A 25,175-nucleotide genomic window follows, 5' to 3' on the forward strand; every position below is an offset into this window, starting at 1 on the left:
TGCAGGTGTAGCTCATCTGGTAGAGCGCCACCTTGCCAAGGTGGAGGTAGCGAGTTCGAGCCTCGTCACCTGCTCCATACAAAAGATAACAGGAGCAAATCTTGCTCCTGTTATCCATACGGCGACATAGCCAAGTGGTAAGGCAGAGCTCTGCAAAAGCTCCACCCCCAGTTCAAATCTGGGTGTCGCCTCCAAAAAAGAAGCACCTGCTTTGCAGGTGCTTCTTTTTTGCAGTCTGTGGAAAAAAGTCTTAACCATAGCCTGCCGGCCTTTTTAATGGCGTCCGGCGGGAAACGCGGGAGAAAGGAAGGCGCCGCAATGATCTATCTCGAACCGCCCGGTACGGACCCCTATTTTAATCTGGCGCTGGAGGAATATGTCTTTGAGCAGATGGACCGGAGCAGGGCCTATTTTATGCTCTGGCAGAACAGCAACACCATTGTGGTGGGCAAATATCAGAACACCGCCGAGGAGATTAACCAGTCTTTTGTGGATGCCCACGGGATTCGGGTTGTGCGGCGCCTGTCCGGCGGCGGGGCGGTGTACCACGATACAGGCAACCTGAATTTTACCTTTATCGTGGACCAGGACACCGCCCCTGGCCTCAACTTCAAGATTTTTGTCCGCCCTGTGGTGGAGGCCCTGGCCCGCTTCGGCGTCCACGCCGAATTCACCGGCCGCAACGACCTGACCATCGGCGGCATGAAATTCTCCGGAAATTCCCAGTACGCCAAACACGGGCGCCTGCTCCACCACGGATGCATCATGCTGGACTCCAACCTGACCGACGTGGCCGACGCTCTGCGGGTGAAGCAGGCCAAGTTCGACTCGAAGGCCGTGAAGTCGGTGCGCAGCCGGGTGACCACCATCAACACCCACGCCCCCACCCCCATCGCTATGGAGGACTTCAAATCGGCGCTGCGGGCGTGCGCCATGGCCGGTGGAGCACTGGAGCCCTATACTCTGACCGCAGAGGATATGCTGGCCGTACAGAAGCTGCGGGACGGGAAGTATGTCACATGGGCGTGGAACTACGGCTTCTCACCCCCTTATGACATGCGGCGGGAGGCCAGGTTTCCCGCCGGGCTGGTCACCGCCCACCTGCGTGTGAAGCAGGGATGCATTCAGGCCGTCCGGTTCTACGGCGACTTTTTCGGCAGCGGGCCTCTGGAGGAGCTGGAGGCGGCCATGGCCGGTCTGCCCCTGGACGCACAACTGGCGGAGGCCCTGGCCCCGCTCCATGTGGAGCACTATATGAGCGGCATTACTGCGGAGGAGCTCGCCCGTCTTCTGCGGGGGTGAGGCGCGGGGAGCTGCCGGCGGTGGTCAGCCCTCCGCCCAGAGGGACAGCAGCTCCTCCGGGTCGGCGTACAGGGCCTGATACAGCGCATGGTACTGCTCCTGTACCCCCTCCCCCGCCTCCCGCAGGCTGGGCAGCGGGGCCTGGAGGCCATAGAGATAGAGCCAGCAACCCTCCCGGCCGCCCAGCAGGGTATCCCGGCCTGTGAGCACCTCCAGGGGTTCCGTCTCAATGTGCAGCTGCGCGATGCCGCCGCACTCCGGCCCCAAGGCCCGGCAATAGAGCAGCAGACCGCCGCCGTCCAGCGCCTGCACCGCCCCGAGGTCCGGCCAGGGCTCCGGCAGGGCCAGGGAAAAGCCCCTGGCGTCCACATAGAAGTGCTCCCGGAGCAGGGCCCGCAGGTCGATGCTCCTGCCGTGCAGGGCGGCGTCATAGGTTCCTGTCCGGCCGCCGTGGGGCGGCCACACCTCCATGGTCAGCTCGGTGAGATCCGCCGCCTGTCCCGGCGACAGATAGATGCCATAGGTCTTTTCCGCCGTCCAGTCCTCCCCGTCAAAGTAGTGGAGGCTGATTCCCCCCAGCGCCTCTGTCTCCGCCCGGCCGGCGATGTGAAGGTTCCACTCCTCCTCCGGGCCGCTGTGCTCCGGCAGGCGAAAGGAAATGCAGTATTCCAACTCGCCGGGACCTATGTCATACTCCCGCACCTCGATGCTCTCCTCCAGCGCGTCCATGGCCTCCTCCGCCGTGAGGAGCCGCTGTTCACAGGCCGCCAGTGAGGTGACGGCCAGGGCGGCAGCCAGCACGAGGCCGGCCGCCGCCGCCCCCCTTCGCCTGTGCTGGAACAGATTCGCCAGCCGCGCCCGCAGCAACCGTCCTCCCCCGCCGAAGCGGGTGGACAGGACCGGCCCCCGCCCTCCTGCGGCCAGATGCAGGAGGGCGGTGCCGTAGCGGCGGCGGAACGCTTCATCCCTCCCCCGCACCACACGGGCGTCGCAGCACAGCTCCAGGGTGCGCCCCGCCTCCCGGGCCATCCACCACACCAGGGGATTGAACCAGTGGACTGCGCAGGGCACAAACAGCAGGGCCTTGTGGGCCAGATCATGCCGCCGCAGGTGGGTCAGCTCGTGGAGGAGCACCACCTCCCGCTCGTCCGCCGGGAGGGGCCTGCCCGGCAGCAGAAGCACCGGCCTCCCAAGTCCCACCACCAGAGGGGCGTCCGCCTCCCCTGTCCTTAGCAGGCGGGGCGTACGGCGGAGTCCCAGCTCCGCCGCCAGGGCCGCCAGTTGGGCCCTCTCCTCCTCCGTGCCCGGCTGCGCGCCCCGGAGCAGACGGCGGCGCGCCAGGAGATAGGCCGCCCCCTGATAGCCCACCAGAGCCAGCCCGCCGGCCAGCCACACCCAGGCGGCCAGCTCCAGGAGCGGCAGGGGCCTCCCCTCCGGCGCGGCTGCCGGGGGTACCGCCCGGGGCGGTTCCACGCTCTCCGGCCCGGCGGGCTCAGGCACTTCCGCCGGCGCCCGAGGGGCGGCCGGCAGGGTCACAGACGAGAGGGCGGACACATCCACCGTCACCGCCGTCCACGGCAGGGAAAGCGGGACGGGCAGGGCCATCCGCAGGGCCAGTACCAGCCAGAGCACCGAAAGGGTCCCCGCAGCATAGCGGCCCCGCAGGCGGGGCGCCAGCAGCAGGAGGGGCAGCAGCACCGCCGAGCCCGTCAGCGACAGGGTGAGCACCCGTACAAACAGCGACTCCATCCTACTCCTCCCGCCTCAGCGTGCGGAGGTACTCCTCCAGCTCCCGCACCTCCTCTTCCGTCAGGCTCCCGCCGTCGTGGAGGGCGGCGGCAAACCGCCGGAGGGAGCCCGCATACAGTCTGTCCAGCACCGTCCGGCTCTCCTGCTGCTCATACTCCGCCCGGGACACTCTGGCCCGGTAACGGTTGGTCTTTCCCTCCTTGCCGCAGCTCAGAAAGCCCTTTTCCTCCAGGCGCTTGAGGTAGCTGTGCAGGGCGCTGGCAGTCAGGGGCCGCTCCAGCCGCGCCAGGATGCCGGGGGCCGTGGTCCCCTCCTCCCCGGCCTCCCACACCGCCAGCATGAGTTCCAGCTCCGACTCCGGCAAGCGTCCATTCCACTTCATCGCTGCTCCTCCTTTTCTGCATTTGCAAATCTTCCTGTTTCCATTGTAGGATCAGGGCAAAGCTCTGTCAAGCATTATTTTGCATTTGCAGAAAATAAATTCAAAAAAGGGGCGGCCTCCGGCCGCCCTATGGAATGTCCAGCGTCACCACGTCCAGCCCCCGCTTCATGGCATAAGAGATGGTATACATGGTTCCCCCCAGCATGCCGTCGTACACCGCAATCAGCATGGCCGAGTGGTCCACCAGGTAGCGATTCCGCCGGAGCATGCACCCCCGGTCGTAGTGGTGCTGGAGCATGGTCTCATTGTCGCAGCGCTCCACCAGGGAGAACCACCGTTCCCGGTCCCGCTCCCGCCAGCGGGCGGCCTGCTCCTCGCAGGGGATGACCGCCTCCACCGTCACGCCGGGGCGCCGCTCCCGCAGGGCCAGCGCCGCCTCGCAGCAGTAAAAATCCGCTCCCCGGGCCATACCGCACAGGAAATGCCGCATCCCTTTTTCGTAGGCGGCCTCCACCGCCCCGGCCAGCCTGGCCTTCAGCTCCAGGCACCGGGGATCCCCCTCGTCCTCCCGCCAGGGCAGCTTCTCCGGCCTGTGGCCGGTAAAGCAGCAGGTTGTCTCTCGGTTCATTCCGCCCCTCCGTCCTCTGAATGTTGTTCCCATTGTAGTATATCCAGAACGGCAAGTCAATGTTTATCGAACATTTGTTTTTTAAATTGGGGCTTGCATTTTTCCACTTCGTGTGTATAATAGGGATTGGAACAACTGAATGAGATGTCTTCAGGGCAGGGTGAAAATCCCGATCGGCGGTACAGTCCGCGAGCCGGAAACGGCAGACCCGGTGCAACTCCGGGACCGACAGTGACGCGCATATCCCAGGGCGCGAAGTCTGGATGAAAGAAGATGTGTTGAAATTGGGCACGCTCCTTTTGATTTTAACACCTGGAAGGCATACGTCTTTCGGGTGTTACCAAATCAAAGAGGAGTGTTTTATTATGTCCGCCAAATCCGCCCGCGTCAAGAAGCTGGCCCTGTTAGCCATGTTCACCGCCATCGGTGCTGTGCTCATCACGCTGGTGCACTTCCCCCTTTTCCCTGCCGCTCCCTTTCTCCAGTATGATCCTGCCGATGTCCCCATCCTGATCGCCGCTTTCGCCTTCGGCCCAGTAGCGGGCATTCTTGTGACCGTGTTGGCCTCGTTTATTCAGGCTTTCTTTTTGGGCGGCGATGGTATATACGGATTTTTAATGCATGTTATTGCCACCGGTATTCTGGTCACCGTAGCCAGTACACTCTACCGGAAGTTCCATACCAGAACCGGTGCGATAATCGGTTTGCTGCTGGGCACATTTGCTATGGGCGTAGGCATGATGATCGCCAACCATTTCATTACTCCATTTTATATGGGGGCCCCCACTGAGATGGTGGATGCCATGCTGGTAACCGTCATTCTCCCGTTCAATCTACTCAAGGCTGGTATCAACTCTGTTGTCACCTTCTTGGTCTACAAGTCTGTGTCCAAGTACATCGTCCACGGCGAGGAGTTTGCCAAGGCCCCCAAGAAGGCCGCCGGCGAGATCTGAGCAGATACCAAACGCCCCGCGCCTCCCAAAGAGGCGCGGGGCGTTCCGCTATTCCGCGATATGAACCGGGACGCCATTGACCTCCACGCCCTCGTCGGCGCGGATGAGGATGTACTTGACCCCGTCGATCACCCGTGTGTCCACCAGATCGCTCCGCTCCGGGCTGACCTTGATCACCACGTCAGGAGTACACACCTCGATCTGCTTCTCCACCAGATTGCGGGGGCTGAGGGCCATATCGGCGCCGAAGGCGTCGTCATAGCGGAGGGCGAACTCCTCCACATGGGAGTCGGACACGCCGCAGGACTTGAGGACGCACTTGACCGCCCCTTTGGAGAGGGTCAGGGGCTCCGCCTCCTTCCGCTCCCTGTGCTCCTCCACCAGCTCGCAGAGCTGGTCGTGGACCGCCTGTACCACCTCACAGCTGCACTCGTCGGCCAGGGTGTCGCTCAACAGGGTCTGGAACGTCTCCTTTTGCGCGGCGGCGGGCATGGGTGCCTCCCGCCGGAACACCGCCTCCACCAGCTCCGGGTGGTTCTCGCCGCTGTCCCTGGTGTAGTAGAGGGCGTTATACAGGTTGGTGCTGCGGTCATCAAAGGCGGGAAAGAGGAAGCCCAGCTCCGGCGGGGACACCAGCCAGTCGGCCCGCCGGTTGTGAAACTCGTTCTCCCGCACGTGGTAGCTCAGGGCGGGCTTGGTCTGCTTCACCGGGCAGATGGAGCACAGCAGGTAGGAGTACACCTCGGCGGCGGCGTCCTCCTGCCGCTCCCCGTCCTTGGCGCGGTAGGGCACGTCGTAGCGGTCGTACACCAGGAGGATCAGATAGTTGCCCTCCAGGGTGAGGGACTGGCGCACCAGTTGGAAGAACTCCTCCACCGCCTCCTCGTCCTTCAGGGCGGTGTCCCGCAGGCGCATGAGCCGGCGGTGCTCCTCCCCCTCCACCACCTGCCGGGTCTCGAAGGAGAGGTCCAGCAGGTTCTTTCCCAGAGTTCCCGACAGGGTGCGGCGCAGCAGGGCCAGCAGGGTCTCGGTCTCCTCCTGGGTCATGAGGGCCAGAGACTGGTCAAACTGGGCCACGCTCTCCCCCATCTCGTTGACATAGCACCCCCGGATGTGGGTAATACTGTTTTTCTCCGGGCGGAGCCGCCGGCGCAGCTCCCCCACCTCTTTTTCATTCATTGCAATACCTCCGGTCAAAAAAGAAGGGGCAAGCCGTCCGGCGGCTTGCCCCTTTGTCTCTTGGGCTTATCATTACATGAGGCGCACGGTATAGTATACCGCCAGGATCAGCAGCCAGGCCACCAGCACACCGTACAGCACGGCCAGCCCGCCCAGCAGCAACGCGGCGATCACCACCGCGGCCACCACGCCGCAGGTGACGTAGAGCAGGGCGTAGTTGGCGCTCTTGGGCAGCACCTCCACCCAGTTCCCCTTCAGGCGCAGCTTGCCCTCGGCGGCCTGCATCACGCGGAACACCACCGCGGCCCCCACCAGGGCAACGCCCAGGACGACGGCGTAGCCATAGGCAATGGCCGGGAAGCCGAAGTGGTAGGGCACCACCTTCACACCCAGCAGGCCAAGGGCGCTGAGCACGGCGGCGAAGAAGAACTCCCGCTGGTAGAGGTAGTAGATCAGCGCCAGCACCGCCACGGCGGGCACAGCCACATACAGCAGCCGGATACCGCTCTCGTCAAAGACGCGGATTACCACGGCGCAGACCGCCAGGGCCAGCATCACGCCGGCCAGCACGGAGGACAGGCGGGTGAATTTACCGGACTTGCGGGCCGCGACCGCCCAGATCAGCAAAACGACAAAGCAGATGGGCAGGGCGATCATCAGCACGGAAAAGACATCCCGCAGGGACTTGGCCAGTTCAATCTGCTCGACAGTGTAATTGGCATATACCTTGTTCAGAAGGAGAAGCAGCACCTCCAACACCACGGCCCCCACGATCCACCAGAGGACCTTGTTCAAAACCACGTCTTCCTGCTTTGCGCGCTGGGCTTGTTGTTCTTTCTTGTTCATGTATCCATCTCCTGTGGCCGGGCGCCCGGTTTCTATAAAAGTGCCCCTCCGCTGGGGCTGAGCGCCTCAGAGTCATCAATCTTCTATATTCTAGCAGAAAATTCGCCGCATTGCAAGTGAAGAATCCCTTTCCTCTTTCCAGCGGCGCGGAACTGTGGTAAACTGTCCTTAATCAACATCATGATTATTAGGAGTATACCATGAAACAGCGTATTTCTTTCCTCCTTGCCTGTGTTTTTCTGTGCTTGACCGGCTGCCGCGCCTCCGGGGCGGAGCAGACCTTTTTCGCCATGGACACCGTGATGTCCGTCCAGGTGTCCGGCCGCCGCGGACCCCAGGCCGTGGCGGCCGCCCGGGAAGCGGTGGAGCGGCTGGACGGCCTGCTCTCCCGCACCGACTCAGACAGCCAGATCGCCCGGCTCAACACCGCCGCCGGGGACGGCGCGGCCGTGGCGGTGGACCCCGATGTGGCGGAACTGCTGGCCTTTTCCCAGGAAATCGCCCGGCAGCTCCCAGGCGACTTTGACATCACCATCGCCCCGGTGATGGACGCCTGGGGCTTCACCACCGAGGAGCGGCACGTACCCGCGCCGGATGCGCTGGCCGCCGCCATGGCCCTGGTGGACAGCGCGGAGCTCTCTGTGGACACGGAAGCCTCTGCCGCCTCACTGGCCCGTGCGGGCATGGAGGTGGATCTGGGCGCCGTGGCCAAGGGCTTCGCGGCCCGTGAGGCCGAGGCGGCCATCCGGGATGCGGGAGGGACCTCCGCCATGCTGGATCTGGGCGGCAACGTCACGGTCATCGGCGCCAAGGAGGACGGCTCCCCCTGGCGGGTGGCGGTGAAGGACCCCCGGGACACCGGCAGCTACCTGTGCGTCCTCGCCCTGACTGACGTGACCCTCTCCACCTCCGGCGGCTACGAGCGCTATTTCGAGGAGGATGGGGTGCGCTACCACCATATCATTGACCCTGAGACGGGCTATCCGGCGGATTCCGGCCTGCTGTCTGTCACCGTTGTCTCCGCCGACCACCTGCTGGCCGACGCCCTCTCCACCGCCCTGTTTGTGGCGGGGCCGGAGGAGGCGCTGGACTTCTGGCGGAGCCGGGACGACTTCGAGCTGGTGCTTTGCACCGACCAGGGAGAGCTCCTGGTAACCGAGGGGCTGGAGGACGTTTTTACCTTTGCCGGGGCAGACAGGGGGTATACCTATGAGATCGCCCGCCGCTGAGCGCCGCCGGCCCACGCTGCCGGACGGCGTGGTGGCCCTGCTGGTGGCCGCTGCTGCCGTGGCGCTGCTTTTTTTTCTTCAGCCGGAGGAGAGCAACTTTTTGACCGCCTCCGTCGTCTTAGAGGGTGAGACCATCGCGGAGTATGAGCTAAGCACCCTCACCGGTCCCGTCACCCTGGTGGTGGACGAGGCCCCCTATCCCCTGACGATCCAGGCCGAGCCGGGGCGCATCCGCATCGCGGAGAGTGCGTGTCCCAGCCAGGACTGCGTTCACACCGGGTGGATCAGCCGGGCCGGACAGCAGATCATCTGCCTGCCCGACAAGCTGGTGATCTCCCTGTCCGGCAGCGGCAGCCAGGAGTTTGACGCAATCAGCGGCTGAAAAGTTCCCGCTGTTTTCTCATTCTGAAAGGAGGCGCTCCCCCTTGTCCTCATCCCTGCGGCGGCTGACCCGCTGCGCGGTGCTTACCGCCCTGGCGCTGGCCCTCTCGGTGGCGGAGGGGCTGGTTCCGCTGACCATTCTCTTCCCCCTGCCCGGCCTGCGGCTGGGACTGGCCAATCTGGTCACCGTCTATGCCCTTTGCCGCCTGTCCGGGCGGGAGGCCCTGCTGATTCTGGCCGCCCGCTGCCTTCTGGGCGCCCTGCTGGGGGGCAATCTGATGGCCCTGGCCTTCTCCCTCACCGGCGGGCTGCTGGCCCTGGGCGTCATGGCCCTGCTGCTGCGGTGCAGCTTTCTCTCCCTCTTTGGGGTGTCCATCGCCGGGGCCGCCGCCCACAACACCGGCCAGATTCTGGCCGCCATGGCAGTACTGGGCAGCCGGGCCCCGCTGGTGTACCTGCCGCCCCTGCTGCTTTGCTCCCTGGTCACCGGGGCCGTCACCGGCGGCGCGTCCATGCTGCTGGTTCACCGGATTCCCCTTCCGGGTGACATAAAATCGTAAGGATTTTGTCATCCTTTTGTTGTTTCCTTTTGCCGCCCGGTGTCGTAAGATAACAACTACAGAGATATTATGTGGGAGGAACCATACCAATGAGCCATATCATGCCAAAAGCCGTTGCCCTGGCGCTGGCCTGCGCCCTGACGCTCCCCCTGGCCGCCTGCGGCGGGGACAAAACCAACCAGCCGTCCCCGGACACTACCCCTGTAGCCGCGGCCACACCGGAGCCCACCCCCACCCCCGCGGCCGATCCCTACGACGCGGTGCGCACCTACTGGAGCGAGGACCAGCTCACCCAGGCCTGGGGCCCCGACCAGGCGGTGGAGCACCTGTTTTTCCACCCCGTCATCGCCTATCCTGAGTATGCCTTTTCCGACGCGGTGCCCTACGACCGCCAGGTGGGGCTGGACGAGTGGATGGTGACCGCGGACGAGTACAAAAAGATCCTTCAGAGCGTCTACGACAAGGGCTACATTCTGGTCAACATGGGGGACGTGTGGAGTGAAGTCACCGGCGAGGACGGCGTCACCCGCATGGAGCGGAACACCCTCATGCTCCCCGAGGGAAAAAAGCCCCTCATCATCTCTTTTGATGATGTGAACTATTACGACTACATGCTGGCTGAGGGCTTCACCTCCAAGCTGGTGCTGGGGGACGACGGCCAGATCTGGGCCCAGTGCACCGATCCCAACACCGGCGAGACCTTCCTCACCCAGGATCTGGACGCTACCCCGATCCTGGACCAGTTTGTGCTGGAGCACCCCGACTTCTCCCTCAACGGGGCCAAGGCCATCTTCTCCCTCACCGGCTACCAGGGCATCCTGGGCTACCGTACCCAGAACGACATCGACATCGCCGCCGACGATCCCCGCCGCCCCGCCTTTGACGCCAACCGTCAGGCGGAGATCGAGGCCGTCAAGCCGGTCATCGAGCGGCTCAAGGAGACGGGCTGGACCTTCGGCTCCCACACCTGGGGCCACATCCGCCTGGACAGCCGCCCTCTGGAGTCCGTGCAGCGGGACACCGTCCGCTGGGCGGAGGAGGTGGGCTCCCTGGTGGGCCCCACCAACATCCTGTTCTACCCCCACGGCGGCCGCCCCGACGGGGACGACTGGCACTCCACCGGCCCGGTGTTCCAGTATCTCCAGAGCCAGGGCTTCCGCATCTTCGCCAGCGTGGGCATCAACTCCTTCTCCTACATCAAGAAGGACATTTCCGCCGTCATCTGCGACCGGCTCCACCCCGACGGCACCACCCTGCGCAACGGCAAGGCCCTGGAGTGGTACAGCCAGTTCTACGACGCGCGGGAGATCATTGATCTCGATGTGCGCCCCGACCTGGGCGTGACCTGGTAAGGAAACCTACAGCAGCGCCCCCGTCCGGCCGATGCCGGGCGGGGGCGTTTTTTCGGCTTGACTTTCCCCGGATACCGTGGTAGTATAATCACCCTTTACCGCGGCTGGGAAAGGAATGGAACGCTATGATACCACACTGGAAGCAAAAATTCGCCCTCCTCTGGACAGGGCAGGCCCTGTCCATCCTCAGCAGCATGATTTCGCAGTACGCCCTCATTTGGTACCTGACCGACCTGACCGGCTCCCCCGCGGTCCTCTCCCTGGCCACCATGGCGGCGCTGGTCCCACAGGGAATCCTGTCCCTCTTCACCGGAACCTTTGCCGACCGCTTCGACCGGCGCTGGATCATGATAATCTCTGACGGGGCCATCGGGCTGGTGTCCCTGATGCTGGCGACGGCCGCCTTTGCCGCTCCTCTTCCGGTGGCCCCTATCCTGGCGGTGGCCGCGCTGCGCAGTGTGGGCGGCGCATTTCATGCCCCCTGCATCCAGGCTGTCACGCCCCTGTTGGCCCCTCCCGATGCCCTGACCCGGTGCGCCGGTTGGAGCCAGGGCATCCAGACCGTCTCCATGCTCCTCTCCCCCGCGCTGGCCGCCGTTCTTTATGCCCGCATCCCCCTGGCTTGGATCCTCCTGCTGGACACCCTGGGGGCCGCCTTTGCCATCGCCGGAGTACAATTGGCCCGGCTGCCCGCCCTGCGGGCCGAAGCACAGGGCCGGCCGCTCCGGCTCTGGCAGGACACCCGCGAGGGGCTCACTGTGCTGCGTTCTCACCGCTGGCTGTGGGAGCTGTCCCTCATCTGTGCCCTGTTCTCCGTGGCCTTCCTGCCGGTGTCCGCCCTGTTTCCCCTAATGAGCATGGAGTATTTCGGAGGGGACTCCGCCGCTGCCGCTCTGGTGGAAACCCTGTTTTCTGCCGGAATGCTGGCCGGATCGGTGCTCCTGGGCCTGTGGGGAGGTACCCGGAACAAAATCATCACCATGACGGCGGCAGTGCTGGGACTGGGGCTCACCCTGGTGCTGGCCGGCTTGCTGCCCCCCTCCGGCTTCCGGGCGTTTGCTGGCCTGTCCCTGCTGATGGGCCTGTCCGCTCCCTTTTTCAACTCGGTGTTCATGGCCCTGATCCAAACCAAGGTGGAGCCGGAGTACCTGGGCCGTGTGCTGGGCCTCACCGGGGCCATCATGACCCTGGCCTCCCCTCTAGGGCTGGGACTCACCGCCCTGTTCGCCGATGCCACCGGCGTTCCCCTCTGGTTCCTGCTGGCCGGGGCAATCACTCTGACCTGCGGCGGGCTGATGCTCCTGCTCCCGTCGGTGCGCACCTGCGGCCGTCCCTGATTGCGCTGACACGGAAAACGTGGTATAATGGCTTACACCTTTTATACCACGTTTTGATAAGGAGGTTTCCCTATGACCGACCAGGAACTGGTGGAGCTGGCCTTTACCATGCTGGAGCGCTCCTATGTCCCCTACTCCCATTTTCCGGTGGGCGCAGCCCTGGAGTGCGCCGACGGGACGGTGTTCACCGGCTGCAATGTGGAAAACGCGGCCTACGGCTCCTCCATCTGCGCTGAGCGCACCGCCTTGGTGAAGGCGGTGAGCGAGGGGCACCGGGACGATTTCACCCGCATCGCCGTGGTGGGCAACTCCACCGAGCCCTGCTGGCCCTGCGGCGCATGCCGCCAGATGCTCTATGAGTTCGCCCCCGGGCTCACCGTACTGGTGGCGCAGAGGGATCACAGCTTCGTGAAGCTGCCCCTGTCGGAGCTGCTGGCCCACGGCTTCGGTCCCAAGTCTCTGGGGTAAGTTTCGCGCCCCTCTTGACAGAGGGGCGCGGTTGTGCTATTTTAAACATACCGACGGTATGTATGCAAAGGAGGGGGCCCCATGGCCCGCAACAAGCATCCGGAGGAGACCGTGGCCAAAATTCTGGACGTGTCCATGCGCCTGTTCACCGAGCAGGGCTACGAGCACACCACCATCCAGGACATTGTGGACGCCCTGGGCATGTCCAAGGGGGCCATCTACCACCACTTCAAGTCCAAGGAGGATATCCTGGACCGGATCAACGACCGCTACTACGAAAACCTGGAGTGGTTCTCCGACCCCGCCAAGCTCCCCGGCCGGAACGGCCTGGAAAAACTGCGCCACGCCTTCCGCCACTTTCTCACCGACCCGGCCAAGCGGGAGGTAGACCGGCTGGCGATCCACCACATTGTAAAGAACCCCAAGATTGCCCTGCTCACGCTGGAGTCCACCTTTCGGGACGCCGCCCCCTATGTGGAGGGGATGATCCGGCTGGGCATGGCCGACGGGTCCCTGCCCGGCGTGACCCACCCCCACGAGATCGCGGAGGTGCTCATGCTTCTGACCAACGTGTGGACGGGTATGTTCCCCGGCAGCCGGGAGGAATTCGCCGCCAAGCTGCGCTTCTGCGGGGAATTTCTGGACCGCTTCGGCCTGCCCGTGCTGGACGAGGCCCTCCAGGCCGACGCGCTGAATTACTATGACCAGGTGCTCCAGGACGATTGAGCCGCCCGCTCCTCCACCGCCCCTGCGGGGGCGGTTTTTCCGGGTAAGATACATACCAACCGTCGGTATCAAAAAGAAAGGTGGATCTCTATGAAGAAAACATGGCTTCTCCCCGCCCTGGCCCTGGCGGCCCTCGCCGCCTGCGTTCTGCTCCGGACGCGCCGCTCAGACGGCGCCCCCGCCGCCCGAAAGGAGCCGCCCTATGCGCTCTGACCGCCTGTTTTCCCGCGACTTCACCCTCATGGTCGCGGGCCAGATCATCTCCCTGTTCGGCAACGCCATCCTCCGCTTCGCCCTGTCCCTCTATGTGCTGGACACCACCGGCTCCGCCGCCGTCTTCGGCGGCATCCTGGCCGTGTCCATGGTGCCCACCATCCTCTGCTCCCCCCTGGGGGGCGTCCTGGCCGACCGCGTCCCCCGGCAGCGCATCATGTGGGGACTGGACTTCTTCACCGCCGCCCTGGTGCTGGGGTACGGCCTGTTCTTTGCCAGCCGGGGCACGGTTCTGGCCGTCGGGGTGCTGATGGTGCTCCTGGCAGCCATTCAGGCCCTCTACCAGCCCTCGGTGCAGGCCAGCATACCCGCCCTGGCGTCGGAGGAGCACCTGCCCGCCGCCAACGGCGTGGTGGCCCAGGTACAGGCCCTGGCCAATCTGCTGGGCCCCATCCTGGGCGGTATGCTCTACGGCTGGGTTGGCCTGCTCCCCATGGTGGCGGTGGGCGGGGCCTGCTTCTTCTGCTCGGCTGTGATGGAGCTCTTTCTCCGCATCCCCTTCCAGCGACGAACCCTCGCCGGCCCGCCGCTGGTCGCCCTGTGGAGGGATCTCCGGGACGCGGGCCGGTTCCTGACCCGGGAGCAGCCCGGCCTGCTGCGGGTGCTGGCCCTGGTGGCCCTGCTCAACCTCTTCCTCTCCGCCCTGCTGGTGGTGGGTCTGCCCTATCTGGTGAAAATCAGCCTGGGCCTGTCCTCCCTGCACTACAGCTTTGCCGAGGCCGCCCTCAGCCTGGGCTCCATCGTGGGCGGGCTTCTCTCTGGGCTGGTGCTCCGCGGCGCGGATATCCGCCGGGCCTGGCGGTTTCTGCTGGGCACCTCCCTGCTGCTGCTCCCCATGGCCCTGGCTCTGGCGCTGGGAATTCCGTCCCTGGCCGCCTATGGAGTCATCCTGGTCTCTGTTTTGCTGGGCATGGCCTGCGCCATGCTGTTTACCGTCTCCGCCCAGACCTATCTTCAGCGGGCCACGCCGCCCCACCTGCTGGGCAAGGTGGCCTCCTTTGTGGCAGCTATTTCCACTTGTGCCATGCCTCTTGGGCAGGCCTTGTACGGCCTGCTGTTCGATGCCCTTCAGGCCCACGTCTGGGTGGTTGTGGCGCTGGGCATGGGGGCCAGCCTGCTGGTGACCTTTTCCTCCGTCCGGGCCCTGGGCCGCCTCCCCGCCCTTGACGAAGCCCCCTCCGGCGGGTATACTGAACAGAGTTTGGATTCCTAGGAGGGGTTTCATGGAGGGCAACCGGGTCTATCTGGCCGCCTGTCCGGACTACGGACAGGCGGAGGCAAAGCTGCGTGAGGCGGTGGCCGCCTTGGGCGGGATGGAGCGCTTCGTCCGGCCGGGGGAGCGCATCCTGCTCAAGGCCAACCTGCTCCGGGCCGCGCCGCCGGAGAGCGCCATCTGCACCCACCCGGCGGTGGCTGCTGCGGCGGCGAAGCTGGTGGCGGAGGCGGGGGGCACGGCGGTGATCACCGACAGCCCCGGCGGGGCCCTCCACAAGGAGGCCGTCCTGCGGGGCCTGTACGAAAAGACCGGCATGGCCCAGGCCGCCGCCGCTTCCGGGGCGGAGCTGTGCTATGACGCCTCCACCCGCACGGTGTCCCTCCCTGCGGGACGGGTGCTCAAGCAGGCGGAGGTGATCGCCCCGGTGGCGGAGGCCGACGGGGTGTTTGACCTGCCCAAGCTCAAGACTCATGTGCTCATGAGCATGACGGGGGCGGTGAAAAACCTGTTCGGCTTACTCCCCGGCCTGTCCAAGGTGGGCTACCACGCCACCCACCCCAGCCAGGAGCAGTTTGCCGACGTGCTGCTGGATCTGGCGGAGTACGTCAGGCCCCGGCTGAGCATCATGGACGGGGTGCTGGCCATGGAGGGGGACGGCCCCGGCGCCTCCGGCACCCCCAGGCACGCCGGAGTGCTGCTGGTGTCCGACAGTCCCCTGGCCCTGGACGCGGCGGCCGCCGCCCTCATCGGACTGCCTCTGGCCTCCAATCCGGTTCTGCTGGCCGCGCAGCGCCGGGGCCTGCGGCCCAGCTACATTGAGGAGGTGGAGCTGCTGGGCGAGCCGCTGGAGGCCCTGCGGATGGACGACTACCGCTTCCCCAGCCGCATCAAGGGCAACCTGATGGAGTTTCTGGGGCCCCTGGCCGGGCCCGCCGGCAAGCTGTGCAAGAGGGTGCTCTCCCAGACCCCAAAGATCCGCACCGACGCCTGTGTGGGCTGTGGCATCTGCAAGAGCGCCTGCCCGGGGAAAGCCATCTCGATGGACGGCCCCGGTGGAAAGGCCCGCATCGACCCCAGGGCCTGCATCCACTGCTACTGCTGCCACGAACTCTGCCCCCAGAAGGCCGTGGCCCTCCGGCAGAACTGGCTGGGCCGTTATTTGAAATAAAATGGTTTTGTATGATTTTCTTCTCACCGGAGATACTAGTCACGGTATCTCAATGTGAGGAGGCAGTACAACCCATGATTTTAGATAAGATTGCCCTGATTCTCGCCATTATCGGCGGGCTGAACTGGGGCAGCATCGGCCTGTTCCAGTTCGATTTCGTCGCCGCTCTGTTCGGCGGACAGGACAGCGCTTTCAGCCGCGTGATCTTCGCGCTCGTGGGCCTGGCGGCGCTCTGGTGCATTTCGCTTCTGTTCCGCGACACCCACGGCAAGGAATAAAAAGCCAAGGCCCTCTGAACAAGAGGGCCTTGACTTTTTTTACGCTTTGCCATATACTATACCCCAGGGGGGTGTTAACCGCATGATGGCAGATGAAAAGAAAGTCCTCCGCCTCCTCAAGACCGCCCGCGGGCAGATGGACGGCATCATTAAGATGGTGGAGGAGAACCGCTACTGCATCGACATATCCCAGCAGCTCATGGCAACCGAGGCCATTCTCAACCGCGCCAACAAGGAAATTTTGGCCGCCCACCTGAAGCACTGTGTGCAGGAGGCCGCCAGCGATGCCGAGCGCGGACAGAAGATCGATGAGTTCGTGGCCACCCTGGGCCGTATTTTGAAGTAGGGGCGGCCCTTGAACCCTCACGCACATTAGAAAGTCTGGTGAACCCTATGAAGCAGAAATTCAATGTTACAGGCATGACCTGTTCCGCCTGCTCCGCCCACGTGGAGAAGGCGGTGCGCCAGGTGGAGGGTGTGGACAGCGTCAGCGTCAACCTCCTGGGCAACTCCATGCTGGTAGAGTACGGCGGCAAGACCGGGCCGGAACAGATCATTCAGGCGGTGACGGACGCCGGGTACGGCGCCTCCCTCCCCGGCCCCGCCGGGAAGGCCGCCCCGGCCGCCCGGCCCGCCGACGCCATGGAGGAGGAGCTGGCAGGGATGAAGCGCCGCTTCCTCACGTCCTTAGTGTTTCTGGCGCCCCTGTTCTACATCGCCATGGGGCACATGATGGGCTGGCCCCTGCCCGCCTTCTTCCACCAGCCGTCCAACGCCCTGGTGGTGGCCTTCCTCCAGTTCCTGCTCACCCTGCCCATCCTGTATATCAACCGCAAATACTATACGGTGGGCTTCAAGACCCTGTGGCACCGCGCGCCCAACATGGACTCACTCATCGCCCTGGGCTCCTCCGCCGCGGTGCTCTACGGCGTGGCGGCCCTGTTCCTCATCGCCTGGCACCTGGGCCGGGCGGCCTATGGCGCGGGCGACGCGGCCGCCGAGCTGGCCCAGGTGGAACACTGGGCCATGGATCTCTACTTTGAGTCCGCGGGCATGATCCTCACCCTGATCACCCTGGGCAAGTGGCTGGAGACCCGCTCCAAGGGCAAGACCAGCCAGGCCATCACCCGCCTGATGGATCTGGCCCCCAAGACCGCCATGGTGCTGCGGGACGGCGCGGAGGTAGAGGTACCCGTGGAGGACGTGGCGGTGGGCGACCTCATCGTGGTCCGCCCCGGCGGCCGCATCCCGGTGGACGGGGTGGTCACAGAGGGGGCCTCCTCGGTGGATGAGTCCGCCCTCACCGGCGAGAGCCTGCCCGTGGAGAAGCTGCCCGGCGCCAAGGTGGCCGCCGCCTCCATCAACAAGTCCGGCTCCTTTACCTTCCGGGCCACCCGGGTGGGGGAGGACACCACGCTGGCCCAGATGATCCGTCTGGTGGACGAGGCGGCCTCCTCCAAGGCCCCCATCGCCAAACTGGCCGACAAGGTGGCGGGGGTATTCGTCCCCGTGGTCATCGCTATTGCCGTCGTCACCGCCGCTGTTTGGCTCATCGCCACCGGCGGGGACGTGACCCGGGCCCTCACCGCCGGGGTGGCGGTGCTGGTCATCTCCTGCCCCTGCGCCCTTGGATTGGCCACCCCCGTGGCCATCATGGTGGGCACCGGCAAGGGCGCGGAGAACGGCATCCTGATCAAGTCCGCCGAGGCGCTGGAGACCCTGCACACCATCCAGACCGTGGTGCTGGACAAGACGGGCACCCTCACCCAGGGCAAGCCGGTAGTCACCGACTGCCGCCCCGCCCCAGGTGTGACGGAGGAGGAGCTTCTGTGCCTGGCCGCCTCCCTGGAGAAGCCCTCCGAGCACCCCCTGGCCGACGCCATCACCGCCGAGGCTCAGGCCCGGAACATCCCCCTGGCCCCTGTGGAGGACTTTCTGGCCACCCCGGGCCGGGGCATCCGCGGCGTCATCCAGGGCCAGCGGCTCCTGGCGGGCAACCGGGCCATGCTGGAGGAGGCCGGCGTCCCGCTGGACGGCTTCGACGCGGTAGCGGAGGGGCTGGCCCAGGCGGGCAAGACGCCGCTGTACTTCGCCGGGGACGGTCGGATGCTGGGCGTGGTGGCGGTGGCCGACACCCCCAAGCCCACCAGCGCAGAGGCTGTCCGCGCCTTCCAGGCCATGGGCATCGACGTGGTCATGCTCACCGGCGACAACCGGCGCACCGCCGAGGCAGTAGGCCGCCAGCTTGGCGTGAACCGGGTGGTGGCAGAGGTGCTGCCCCAGGACAAGGAGAAGACCGTGGCAGAGCTCCAGGCCCAGGGGAAGCGGGTGGCCATGGTGGGCGACGGCATCAACGACGCCCCCGCCCTGGCCCGGGCCGACGTGGGCCTGGCCATCGGCGCGGGCACCGACGTGGCCATCGAGTCGGCCGACGTGGTGCTCATGAAGAGCGATCTGCTGGACGCGGTCACCGCCGTCCAGCTCTCCAGGAAGGTCATCCGCAACATCAAGGAGAACCTGTTCTGGGCCTTCATCTACAACATTATCGGTATACCCCTGGCCGCCGGGGTGTGGTATCCCCTGTTCCAGCTCCAGCTCTCCCCCATGTTCGGCGCGGCGGCCATGAGCCTGTCCTCCGTGTGCGTGGTGTCCAATGCCCTGCGCCTCAAGTTCTTCCGCCCGGAGCGCCGGGAGTCCCCCGCCGCCCCGGTTTCAGAAGGAACCCCCAAATCTGTGGAAACGAAAGGAACGAGTGCTATGACCAAGACCATGAGCATCAACGGCATGATGTGCGCCCACTGCCAGGCCCACGTGGAGAAGGCCCTCAACGCCATCGACGGCGTGGAGGCCAAGGTGAACCTGGAGGCCAAGACCGCCACCCTTACCCTGTCCAAGGACGTGTCCGACGACGTGCTCAGGGGCGCTGTCACGGAGGCGGGCTACGAGGTGGTCTCCATTCAGTAACAGCCCTCCCAGGAAAAGGGCCCGGTGCAGACTGCACCGGGCCCTTTTTTGGTATTTTCATTTGCTTTTATAGTTCCTGGTATGTGGGCACATTCTCCTGTTTTCGATAAAATAAAAGTTTCAGATCAAAAAAAGGAGGACGGAACGTGGCTGGAACAATCTACGGCTATATCCGAGTCAGTACCCGGGAACAGAACGAAGACCGGCAGCGGCTGGCTCTGGCTGCCCTGCCGGTGCCGGAGGAGAACATCTATATGGACAAGCAGTCCGGCAAGGACTTTGAGCGCCCCCAGTACCGACGGCTGGTGCGCCGCCTGCGGCGGGATGATCTTCTGTATGTCAAAAGCATCGACCGACTGGGGCGCAACTACAGCGAGATTCTGGAACAGTGGCGGATGCTCACCAAGGAAAAGGGCGTGGACATCGCCGTACTGGACATGCCCCTTCTGGACACCCGGCGAGGCAAGGATTTGATGGGCACCTTTCTCAGCGACATTGTGCTCCAGGTGCTCTCCTTCGTGGCGGAAAACGAGCGCGACAACATCCGCCAGCGGCAGGCGGAGGGTATCGCGGCAGCCAAGGCCCGGGGCGTACGCTTTGGCCGCCCTCCCCTTCCCCTCCCAGACAATTTCCACATGCTCCATCAGGCCTGGCGGGGCCAAAAAATAACACTCCGACAGGCGGCCAGGGCCTGCGGAATGCCCACAGGGACCTTCTATTCCAAGGCAATAAAACTGGAAACACCGGACTAAACAAATGGAGGTATTTCCGAAAATTTGAAAACCTGTACTTTTTTAAAAATTTAACTCTGTCCCCATATTTCTGAATATGCTGCGTGTTTTACAAGAAATCAATTAGCAGCAACAAGTTATTTAAATCATAAAATGAAGCTGAAAAAGTACACTTTTTCAAACAATTAAAGCTGGTTTTGAGATTCTCTGTTCTCCAATCTTTAATCGGAGCAATCTGGGTTCAAATTAAGCCTTTGCTACAATTTTTTTAATTTTAAAAGGTACACGTTTTCAAACAGAAAGGAGGGCGCGGCGCAGCAGCCAATTCGCGTTCAAGGATGCATCTGTTATGAGAGATAGAGAATAAAGGAGAACATACCTTATGAGAACACAGGAAAAGCGTGCAACACGGTTTCGCTCCATCCAGACCTCACTTATATTCGTTATCGTACCGGTAGTTATTATATCCATGGCAGTCCTCTCGCTGATGGGATACCTGAGCTCCAAGGCCATCATCCAAACCAGCGCAGGCAACGAAATGTCCCAGTGCCTTTCGGTAGCCATGGGTTCCATCGAAATGTCGCTGTCCAATAACCGCATGGTTGCTGAAACTATGGCGCGCGGCGTGGAGGCTGTCCAAAGGCAGGCTGTAAAGGGGGAGCAGACCGCGTCAGATTGGGATGCGGCAGCCTATCAGGAAATTCTGACCTCCTTTGTGGGGAGCAACCCGGAGACGTTCGGCGGCGGGATTTGGTTCGAGCCCTACCAGTACCGACCGGAGCAGCGGTATTTCTCTCCCTATTGCATGCGCCAGAATGGAGCCGTCACTTATGTAGACAACTATTCTCTGGGGGAGGGCGTCTATTATACCGACCAGGATTGGTACACAAACGCCGCCAATACCACTCAAAAGTCCGTTTGGTCTGCTCCATATTACGATGAATTTGCCCAGATTTCCATGGTGACCTCCTCCGCACCGATCTACGACGAGACCGGCCGCCTGCTGGGAGTCGCCACAGCGGATATTGACCTGACTCAGATGCAGCAGATGGTGCTCTCGCTGGACGTTGTGGCCAACGGCCGTGCCTTTCTGATTGATGATACTGGGGTATACATTGCAGACGAGGACAGCGAGAAGCTCCTGTCCGCCAACATATTGGAGGATGACAACCCTTCATTCGCCGCGCTTGGGCGGCAGATTCTGAGCCAGCAGGAGGGCTCCGGCAGCTACACGGCAGACGGTCAAACCTATCTGGCCTGGTACCGCCAGATCCCGGACAGCGGCTGGTATATCGTCACCACAGCCTCGGAGCAGGAGCTGATGGCGGACGCCCATACGCTTGGCATCACGCTTTCCATCCTGTGCGCGGTATTTGCCGCCCTTCTGTTTTTCATCCTTCTGGCCTATCTCCGGCGGAGCATCGTCCGGCCCCTCCACACCCTCCAGGCTACCACACAGAAAATCGCGGACGGAAACCTGTCTGTGGAGATCCCGCGCAATTCCAAATATGAATTTGGGGCTGTAAGCCTTTCCCTGGAGCAGATGGTGGAGCGGTTAAGGCTGTATATTGATTACATCTCCGAGATATCTGCTGTTCTGACCCAAATGGCGGACGGAGACTTTTCCTTTGCCCTCCAGCATGATTACGCCGGAGAATTCTCCTCCATCAAGGAGGGGCTCCTCAACACGAGAGGCCGGGTATCCGATGCACTGAAATCCATCGCGTCGTCTGCGGACCAGGTGAGCTCCGGAGCAGAACAAATTGCCATCAGCGCCCAGTCCCAGGCGCAGGGAGCCACCGAGCAGGCATCCAGCGTCCAGCAGTTGGCTGCCATGATGTCGGAAATGGAGCACGATGTCGATCTGAACACGGAAAAAATCACTGAGGTCAACCAAAAAATGCAGGAGGTTTCACAGGAGGTTCAGGAGGGCGGCCGCAAAATGGAGCGCATGCTGACGGCTATGGATGAGATCACCTCTACCTCCAATGAAATCGGGCAGATTGTCAAAAATATTGAGGATATCGCCTTCCAGACCAATATTCTCGCCCTGAACGCGGCGGTAGAGGCCGCCCGTGCCGGCAGCGCCGGAAAAGGCTTTGCAGTGGTGGCGGACGAGGTACGGAGCTTAGCCGGCAAGACCGCAGCGGCATCCAAGGAAACTGCGGAGCTGATCGCCAATGCCCTCTCAGTGGTGGAGAAGGGCAAGGCTCTCGCCGATGAAACCGCCGCTTCCTTCCGACTCGTCACCCAAGGGGTTACCCTGGCGTCCGACAGCGCCCAGGTCATCAGTGAGCTCTCCCAACAGCAGAAGTCTTCCATTCACCAGGCCAAGGCAGGATTTGACCAGATCTCCAGTGTTGTACAGACCAGCTCCGCTACGGCGGAGGAGAGCGCCGCCGCCAGCGAGGAGCTGTCCGGACAGGCTGAGCTGTTGAAGGAGCAGGCTGCGAAATTCAGGCTGCATACCGAGGAACTGTAACCGTCCTTCCCCCGCCGGAGTCTTGTGGCAGGCTGTACAGACCCTCCCTCCCCTTCCAGAACTTCTGCATTGAAATGCTCCTACTGTTTTAGTATGATAACACCACAGCCCGCGCCGGACGCCGGCCGGGACGTTCAACAAAAAGGAGCATCATCTATGCGAAAGATTCCTGCCGCCCTGCTCTCCCTGGCCCTGACGGCCTCCCTGACCGCCCCGCTGGCCTCGGCCGCCGGAACCGGAAGCACTCTGCCGGAGCTGGACGGCCACTGGAGCCAGTCCGCCTTCGAGCGCTGGCACGCCTACGGCATTGTAGAGGGTGACAGCCGCGGCATGCGTCCCGACGCCAACATGACCGTGGGCGAGTTTGCCGCCATTCTGAGCCGCGCGATGGGCTACACCGAGACTGTGGAGAACCCCTATGCCGATCTGAAGGGCACCGAATGGTACGCCCCCTACATCCTCCAGCTCACCGTCGCCGGGATTCTCCAGGGCGACGGCACCAACTGCAACGCCGAGGAGCCCATGAACCGGGAGCGGGCCACCGTGCTCTTTGCCCGGGCCCTGGGCATCCGTCCCACCGCCCAGCCGGATCTGAGCGGCTTTGTGGACGGCAAGGACGCCGCCGACTGGTCGGCCGGGTACATTGACGCCATGGCGAAGGATGGCATCATCCAGGGCGTGGGCAACCAGACTCTGGCCCTCGGGTCCAGCATCACCCGCGGCTCCGTGGTCAAAATACTGGACAGCTCCGTGGCCGAATATGCCGTGGAGGAGGGCGCCACCATCGACCAGGATGTGGACGGCATCCTGCTGGTGGCCGCCGATGATATCACCGTGGACGGCGCCGCCGTGTCCGGCAATCTGCTTGTAGCCCCCAAAGCCGGCGAGGCCAATCTGACCGTGAAGAACGCCAGGCTGGAGCGGGATCTGCGGGTTTCCACCCACGGCGCCACCCTGACTGTGGCCGATTCCCAGGTGGAGGGCGACGTGGCCCTCTCCGGTGACCGCGCCAGCCTGACCCTGGGCAGCGGCGCGCAGCTTGCCCGTCTGGCTGTGGACGGGGCCGGCAGCTCCGTGGCCGTGGAGAGCGGCGCCTCTGTGGAGACCCTGACCGCCCGCGCCGCCGTCAAGGTGGACAACCAGGGCGCCATTAACAAGGCGGAGGTACAGGCCGACAACGTGGTGCTTGACGGCAAGCGTCCCGCCCACGTGGAGGTCGCCGACGATGTGGCCCCGCCCCAGAACAGTGAGGGCGAGGAGGTCACCGGCTCCGAGGACAGCCAGGAACCCGGCCAGGGTGGCGGCGGTTCCGGCGGGGGCGGCGGCTCCGTGTCTGAGGAGGCCGTAGCCGGCATCGTAGGCGTCCACCCTGTGGATCAGGACGGGGGCGAGGAGGACATGCCCTCCGTCACCGCCAAGGCCACCAAGAAAACCGGGGAGAACTTTGTCCGCATCGCCCTGTCCACCGACGGCGTGGTGCCCATCCACCAGAGCGAGGGTGCCGGCAAGGGCGCCTGGGTAGGCGTGGCCATTGAGGCCCCCGAGGGCTATGAGCAGGGCACCTTCCAGTACCACTTCGGCACCGAGGCCAGCGCCGAGGCCACCCAAAGCGCGGCCATCACGGAGGACTCCTCCATCGGCCAGGGCAAGTATGCGGTGTTCTTCCTCAACGCCTCCTCCACCGCGCCCAAGACCCACATCACCGTGAAGTGGGAGGGACAGGAGGCCGTGCAGTACGTGGTGGACCTGTCCGGCGTGCAGACGCCCGCCGTCAAGCTGACCGGCGTGACCGTCTCCACCCACGAGATGCCCTCCGGGGTCTCCTCCACCGCCGAGGGCCTGAGCTTTGACGGCAGCACCGCCCTGGTGCAGAACGGCGGCAGCGGCACCCTGACCCACACCCAGGTGGCCTCTATGGGCGGCGGCGGCGAGTATACCGTCTACTACACCGTGCCCCAGGCCATCCCCGGCGGCACCCTCCAGTTTGACAAAATTGCCCGCTCTGTCAACGGCGGCAAGTGGAACACCTGGGCCATGCCCAGCACCACCGAGGCCAATGCCGGCTCCGGCTGGTGGACCCGTGACGGCGAGAACTACTACTTCAAGTGGGGCGCCGTCTTCGCCGAGGAGGCGGAGGGGAGCTACCGGCTCAAGGACGGCGGCGTCTTTGACTACACCCTCTGCTTTATCGACACCGACGGCTCCCAGGACAATATCATCGCCACCTATACCTTCCAGATCGACCTGAGCGGCTACACCATCACTGCCGACGAATAATCTCCGAAGTGCCCCGGACAACGTCCGGGGCACTTTCTTTTCCCGCGGGCCTGTGGTATTATTAAGGGGTGAAAGGAGGCGCTGCCATGGCGTCACGCAGAAAACTTCCCCTTGTACTTTTTCTGATCACCCTCGTCCTTCTGGCCGGGGCGGTCGTTCTGCTCCTGCGGGGGCGTCCCGTCACGCTGGAGCGCATCGCGGCCCGGCAGGGCTACGCCATCACCGGCCAGGAGGAGGCCACCGTCACCCTCACCCTTTCCAGGGAGCAGATGCCGGAGGGCTTTCCCGAGGAGGTCCCCATCAGCCAGGCTGAGGGAGAGCTGAAGCTCCCCCTGCTCCAGGACGGGGACACCACCTTCTATCTCACCGCCTTTGCCCGGTCTGACGAGGACCCCGGCACCCTCTACGCCGTCATTCAGCCGGAGCATCAGCTCTCCCGGGAAGGGGGACAGCTTCTCCTCCCCTACCGGATTGACGAGGACGGCGGCATCACCGCCCAGCTCCGGGTTTCCGACCTGCCCGTGCAGGCCGACGGAGAGGACCGCCCCGATGCGACCCGGCTGGCCAGCCAGGGCCCGGGTGAACAGTTCGCCCTGTATGTAGACCGGGCTCTCTTTCTCCGCTCCGACGCCATCACCATCCAGCTCGGCAGCTTCTACCGGCTGACCTATGCGCCCGCCTGATTGGGGATTGG

Annotated in this window: 24 protein-coding genes, 2 tRNA genes and 1 riboswitch; of the genes, 21 read left to right on the forward strand and 5 right to left on the reverse strand. The window is 63.9% G+C overall.

Annotation, left to right across the window (positions count from 1 at the left end):
- The first annotated feature begins 1 nt into the window (after position 1).
- From ACESY8_RS11605 to lplA, 3 genes are all read left to right on the forward strand, one after another.
- Positions 2-77: transfer RNA gene (locus tag ACESY8_RS11605), tRNA-Gly, on the forward strand.
- Positions 78-120: 43 nt separating this feature from the next.
- Positions 121-194: transfer RNA gene (locus ACESY8_RS11610), tRNA-Cys, on the forward strand.
- A gap of 124 nt (positions 195-318) precedes the next feature.
- On the forward strand, positions 319-1,302 hold the full coding sequence (lplA, locus tag ACESY8_RS11615; protein ID WP_498794745.1) for a lipoate--protein ligase: 984 nt from the start codon (positions 319-321) through the stop codon (positions 1,300-1,302).
- A 24-nt stretch (positions 1,303-1,326) separates the two neighbouring features.
- On the opposite strand, the gene ACESY8_RS11620 is transcribed toward lplA, so the two are convergent.
- From ACESY8_RS11620 to ACESY8_RS11630, 3 genes are all read right to left on the reverse strand, one after another.
- The gene (locus ACESY8_RS11620) at positions 1,327-3,051 is read right to left on the reverse strand and encodes a M56 family metallopeptidase (RefSeq protein ID WP_007488610.1); all 1,725 of its coding nucleotides are present in this window, start codon (positions 3,049-3,051) and stop codon (positions 1,327-1,329) included.
- Between the two features lies 1 nt (position 3,052).
- Positions 3,053-3,433 (reverse strand): BlaI/MecI/CopY family transcriptional regulator, encoded by a 381-nt coding sequence (locus ACESY8_RS11625; protein ID WP_007488608.1) that lies wholly within the window; start codon positions 3,431-3,433, stop codon positions 3,053-3,055.
- Between the two features lie 127 nt (positions 3,434-3,560).
- Positions 3,561-4,061 (reverse strand): SLOG family protein, encoded by a 501-nt coding sequence (locus ACESY8_RS11630; RefSeq protein WP_007488606.1) that lies wholly within the window; start codon positions 4,059-4,061, stop codon positions 3,561-3,563.
- A 142-nt stretch (positions 4,062-4,203) separates the two neighbouring features.
- A riboswitch (FMN riboswitch) is annotated at positions 4,204-4,340 on the forward strand.
- An 86-nt stretch (positions 4,341-4,426) separates the two neighbouring features.
- Between ACESY8_RS11630 and ACESY8_RS11635 the strand changes: the two genes are divergently transcribed.
- Positions 4,427-5,014, forward strand: a complete 588-nt coding sequence (locus ACESY8_RS11635) for an ECF transporter S component (RefSeq protein ID WP_009257624.1) — start codon at positions 4,427-4,429, stop codon at positions 5,012-5,014.
- 48 nt (positions 5,015-5,062) lie between these two features.
- On the opposite strand, the gene ACESY8_RS11640 is transcribed toward ACESY8_RS11635, so the two are convergent.
- Entirely contained in the window at positions 5,063-6,193 is a 1,131-nt protein-coding gene (locus ACESY8_RS11640; protein WP_009257623.1) for a DUF4317 domain-containing protein, read from the reverse strand.
- A 72-nt stretch (positions 6,194-6,265) separates the two neighbouring features.
- Positions 6,266-7,039, reverse strand: a complete 774-nt coding sequence (locus tag ACESY8_RS11645) for a hypothetical protein (RefSeq protein WP_434307731.1) — start codon at positions 7,037-7,039, stop codon at positions 6,266-6,268.
- A 200-nt stretch (positions 7,040-7,239) separates the two neighbouring features.
- Here ACESY8_RS11645 and ACESY8_RS11650 point away from each other — a divergent pair, with 200 nt between their 5' ends.
- From ACESY8_RS11650 to ACESY8_RS11730, 17 genes are all read left to right on the forward strand, one after another.
- Positions 7,240-8,268 (forward strand): FAD:protein FMN transferase, encoded by a 1,029-nt coding sequence (locus ACESY8_RS11650; protein ID WP_054339032.1) that lies wholly within the window; start codon positions 7,240-7,242, stop codon positions 8,266-8,268.
- Positions 8,249-8,650, forward strand: coding sequence for a NusG domain II-containing protein (locus ACESY8_RS11655; RefSeq protein ID WP_021633255.1), 402 nt, complete (start codon positions 8,249-8,251; stop codon positions 8,648-8,650). The genes ACESY8_RS11650 and ACESY8_RS11655 overlap by 20 nt, the downstream gene beginning before the upstream one ends.
- A 43-nt stretch (positions 8,651-8,693) precedes the next feature.
- Entirely contained in the window at positions 8,694-9,209 is a 516-nt protein-coding gene (locus tag ACESY8_RS11660) for a Gx transporter family protein (protein WP_044942166.1), read from the forward strand.
- 89 nt (positions 9,210-9,298) lie between these two features.
- On the forward strand, positions 9,299-10,561 hold the full coding sequence (locus ACESY8_RS11665) for a polysaccharide deacetylase family protein (protein ID WP_055179775.1): 1,263 nt from the start codon (positions 9,299-9,301) through the stop codon (positions 10,559-10,561).
- Between the two features lie 125 nt (positions 10,562-10,686).
- Positions 10,687-11,898 carry an MFS transporter gene (locus ACESY8_RS11670; RefSeq protein ID WP_434307732.1) on the forward strand — a complete coding sequence of 404 codons (1,212 nt, stop codon included), beginning with the start codon at positions 10,687-10,689 and terminating at the stop codon, positions 11,896-11,898.
- Positions 11,899-11,970: 72 nt separating this feature from the next.
- Positions 11,971-12,366, forward strand: a complete 396-nt coding sequence (gene cdd, locus ACESY8_RS11675) for a cytidine deaminase (protein ID WP_007488595.1) — start codon at positions 11,971-11,973, stop codon at positions 12,364-12,366.
- 81 nt (positions 12,367-12,447) lie between these two features.
- A complete protein-coding gene (locus ACESY8_RS11680) occupies positions 12,448-13,092 on the forward strand; it encodes a TetR/AcrR family transcriptional regulator (protein WP_007488594.1) in 645 nt (214 codons plus the stop codon).
- A 90-nt stretch (positions 13,093-13,182) separates the two neighbouring features.
- Positions 13,183-13,305: a lipoprotein gene (locus ACESY8_RS11685; protein ID WP_007488592.1), complete on the forward strand. Its 123-nt coding sequence runs from the start codon at positions 13,183-13,185 to the stop codon at positions 13,303-13,305.
- Positions 13,295-14,578, forward strand: a complete 1,284-nt coding sequence (locus ACESY8_RS11690) for an MFS transporter (RefSeq protein WP_021633259.1) — start codon at positions 13,295-13,297, stop codon at positions 14,576-14,578. Before ACESY8_RS11685 ends, ACESY8_RS11690 begins: the two co-directional genes overlap by 11 nt.
- A 10-nt stretch (positions 14,579-14,588) precedes the next feature.
- On the forward strand, positions 14,589-15,749 hold the full coding sequence (locus ACESY8_RS11695) for a DUF362 domain-containing protein (protein ID WP_434307733.1): 1,161 nt from the start codon (positions 14,589-14,591) through the stop codon (positions 15,747-15,749).
- A gap of 74 nt (positions 15,750-15,823) precedes the next feature.
- A complete protein-coding gene (locus ACESY8_RS11700; protein ID WP_009257617.1) occupies positions 15,824-16,027 on the forward strand; it encodes a DUF378 domain-containing protein in 204 nt (67 codons plus the stop codon).
- Positions 16,028-16,109: 82 nt separating this feature from the next.
- On the forward strand, positions 16,110-16,373 hold the full coding sequence (locus tag ACESY8_RS11705; RefSeq protein ID WP_007488587.1) for a metal-sensing transcriptional repressor: 264 nt from the start codon (positions 16,110-16,112) through the stop codon (positions 16,371-16,373).
- 47 nt (positions 16,374-16,420) lie between these two features.
- Positions 16,421-18,991 (forward strand): heavy metal translocating P-type ATPase, encoded by a 2,571-nt coding sequence (locus ACESY8_RS11710; RefSeq protein ID WP_054339031.1) that lies wholly within the window; start codon positions 16,421-16,423, stop codon positions 18,989-18,991.
- Positions 18,992-19,137: 146 nt separating this feature from the next.
- Entirely contained in the window at positions 19,138-19,743 is a 606-nt protein-coding gene (locus ACESY8_RS11715) for a recombinase family protein (RefSeq protein WP_007488583.1), read from the forward strand.
- Positions 19,744-20,104: 361 nt separating this feature from the next.
- Positions 20,105-22,204 carry a methyl-accepting chemotaxis protein gene (locus ACESY8_RS11720; protein ID WP_039996524.1) on the forward strand — a complete coding sequence of 700 codons (2,100 nt, stop codon included), beginning with the start codon at positions 20,105-20,107 and terminating at the stop codon, positions 22,202-22,204.
- Between the two features lie 156 nt (positions 22,205-22,360).
- Complete coding sequence (locus ACESY8_RS11725; protein WP_054338924.1) at positions 22,361-24,481, forward strand: S-layer homology domain-containing protein; 2,121 nt, start codon at positions 22,361-22,363, stop codon at positions 24,479-24,481.
- A gap of 86 nt (positions 24,482-24,567) precedes the next feature.
- Entirely contained in the window at positions 24,568-25,164 is a 597-nt protein-coding gene (locus tag ACESY8_RS11730; protein ID WP_054338923.1) for a hypothetical protein, read from the forward strand.
- Positions 25,165-25,175 lie beyond the last annotated feature (11 nt).

Origin of the sequence: Clostridium sp. ATCC BAA-442 (assembly GCF_964239415.1) — a bacterium.
In the GTDB taxonomy this organism is placed as follows: domain Bacteria; phylum Bacillota; class Clostridia; order Oscillospirales; family Oscillospiraceae; genus Flavonifractor; species Flavonifractor plautii.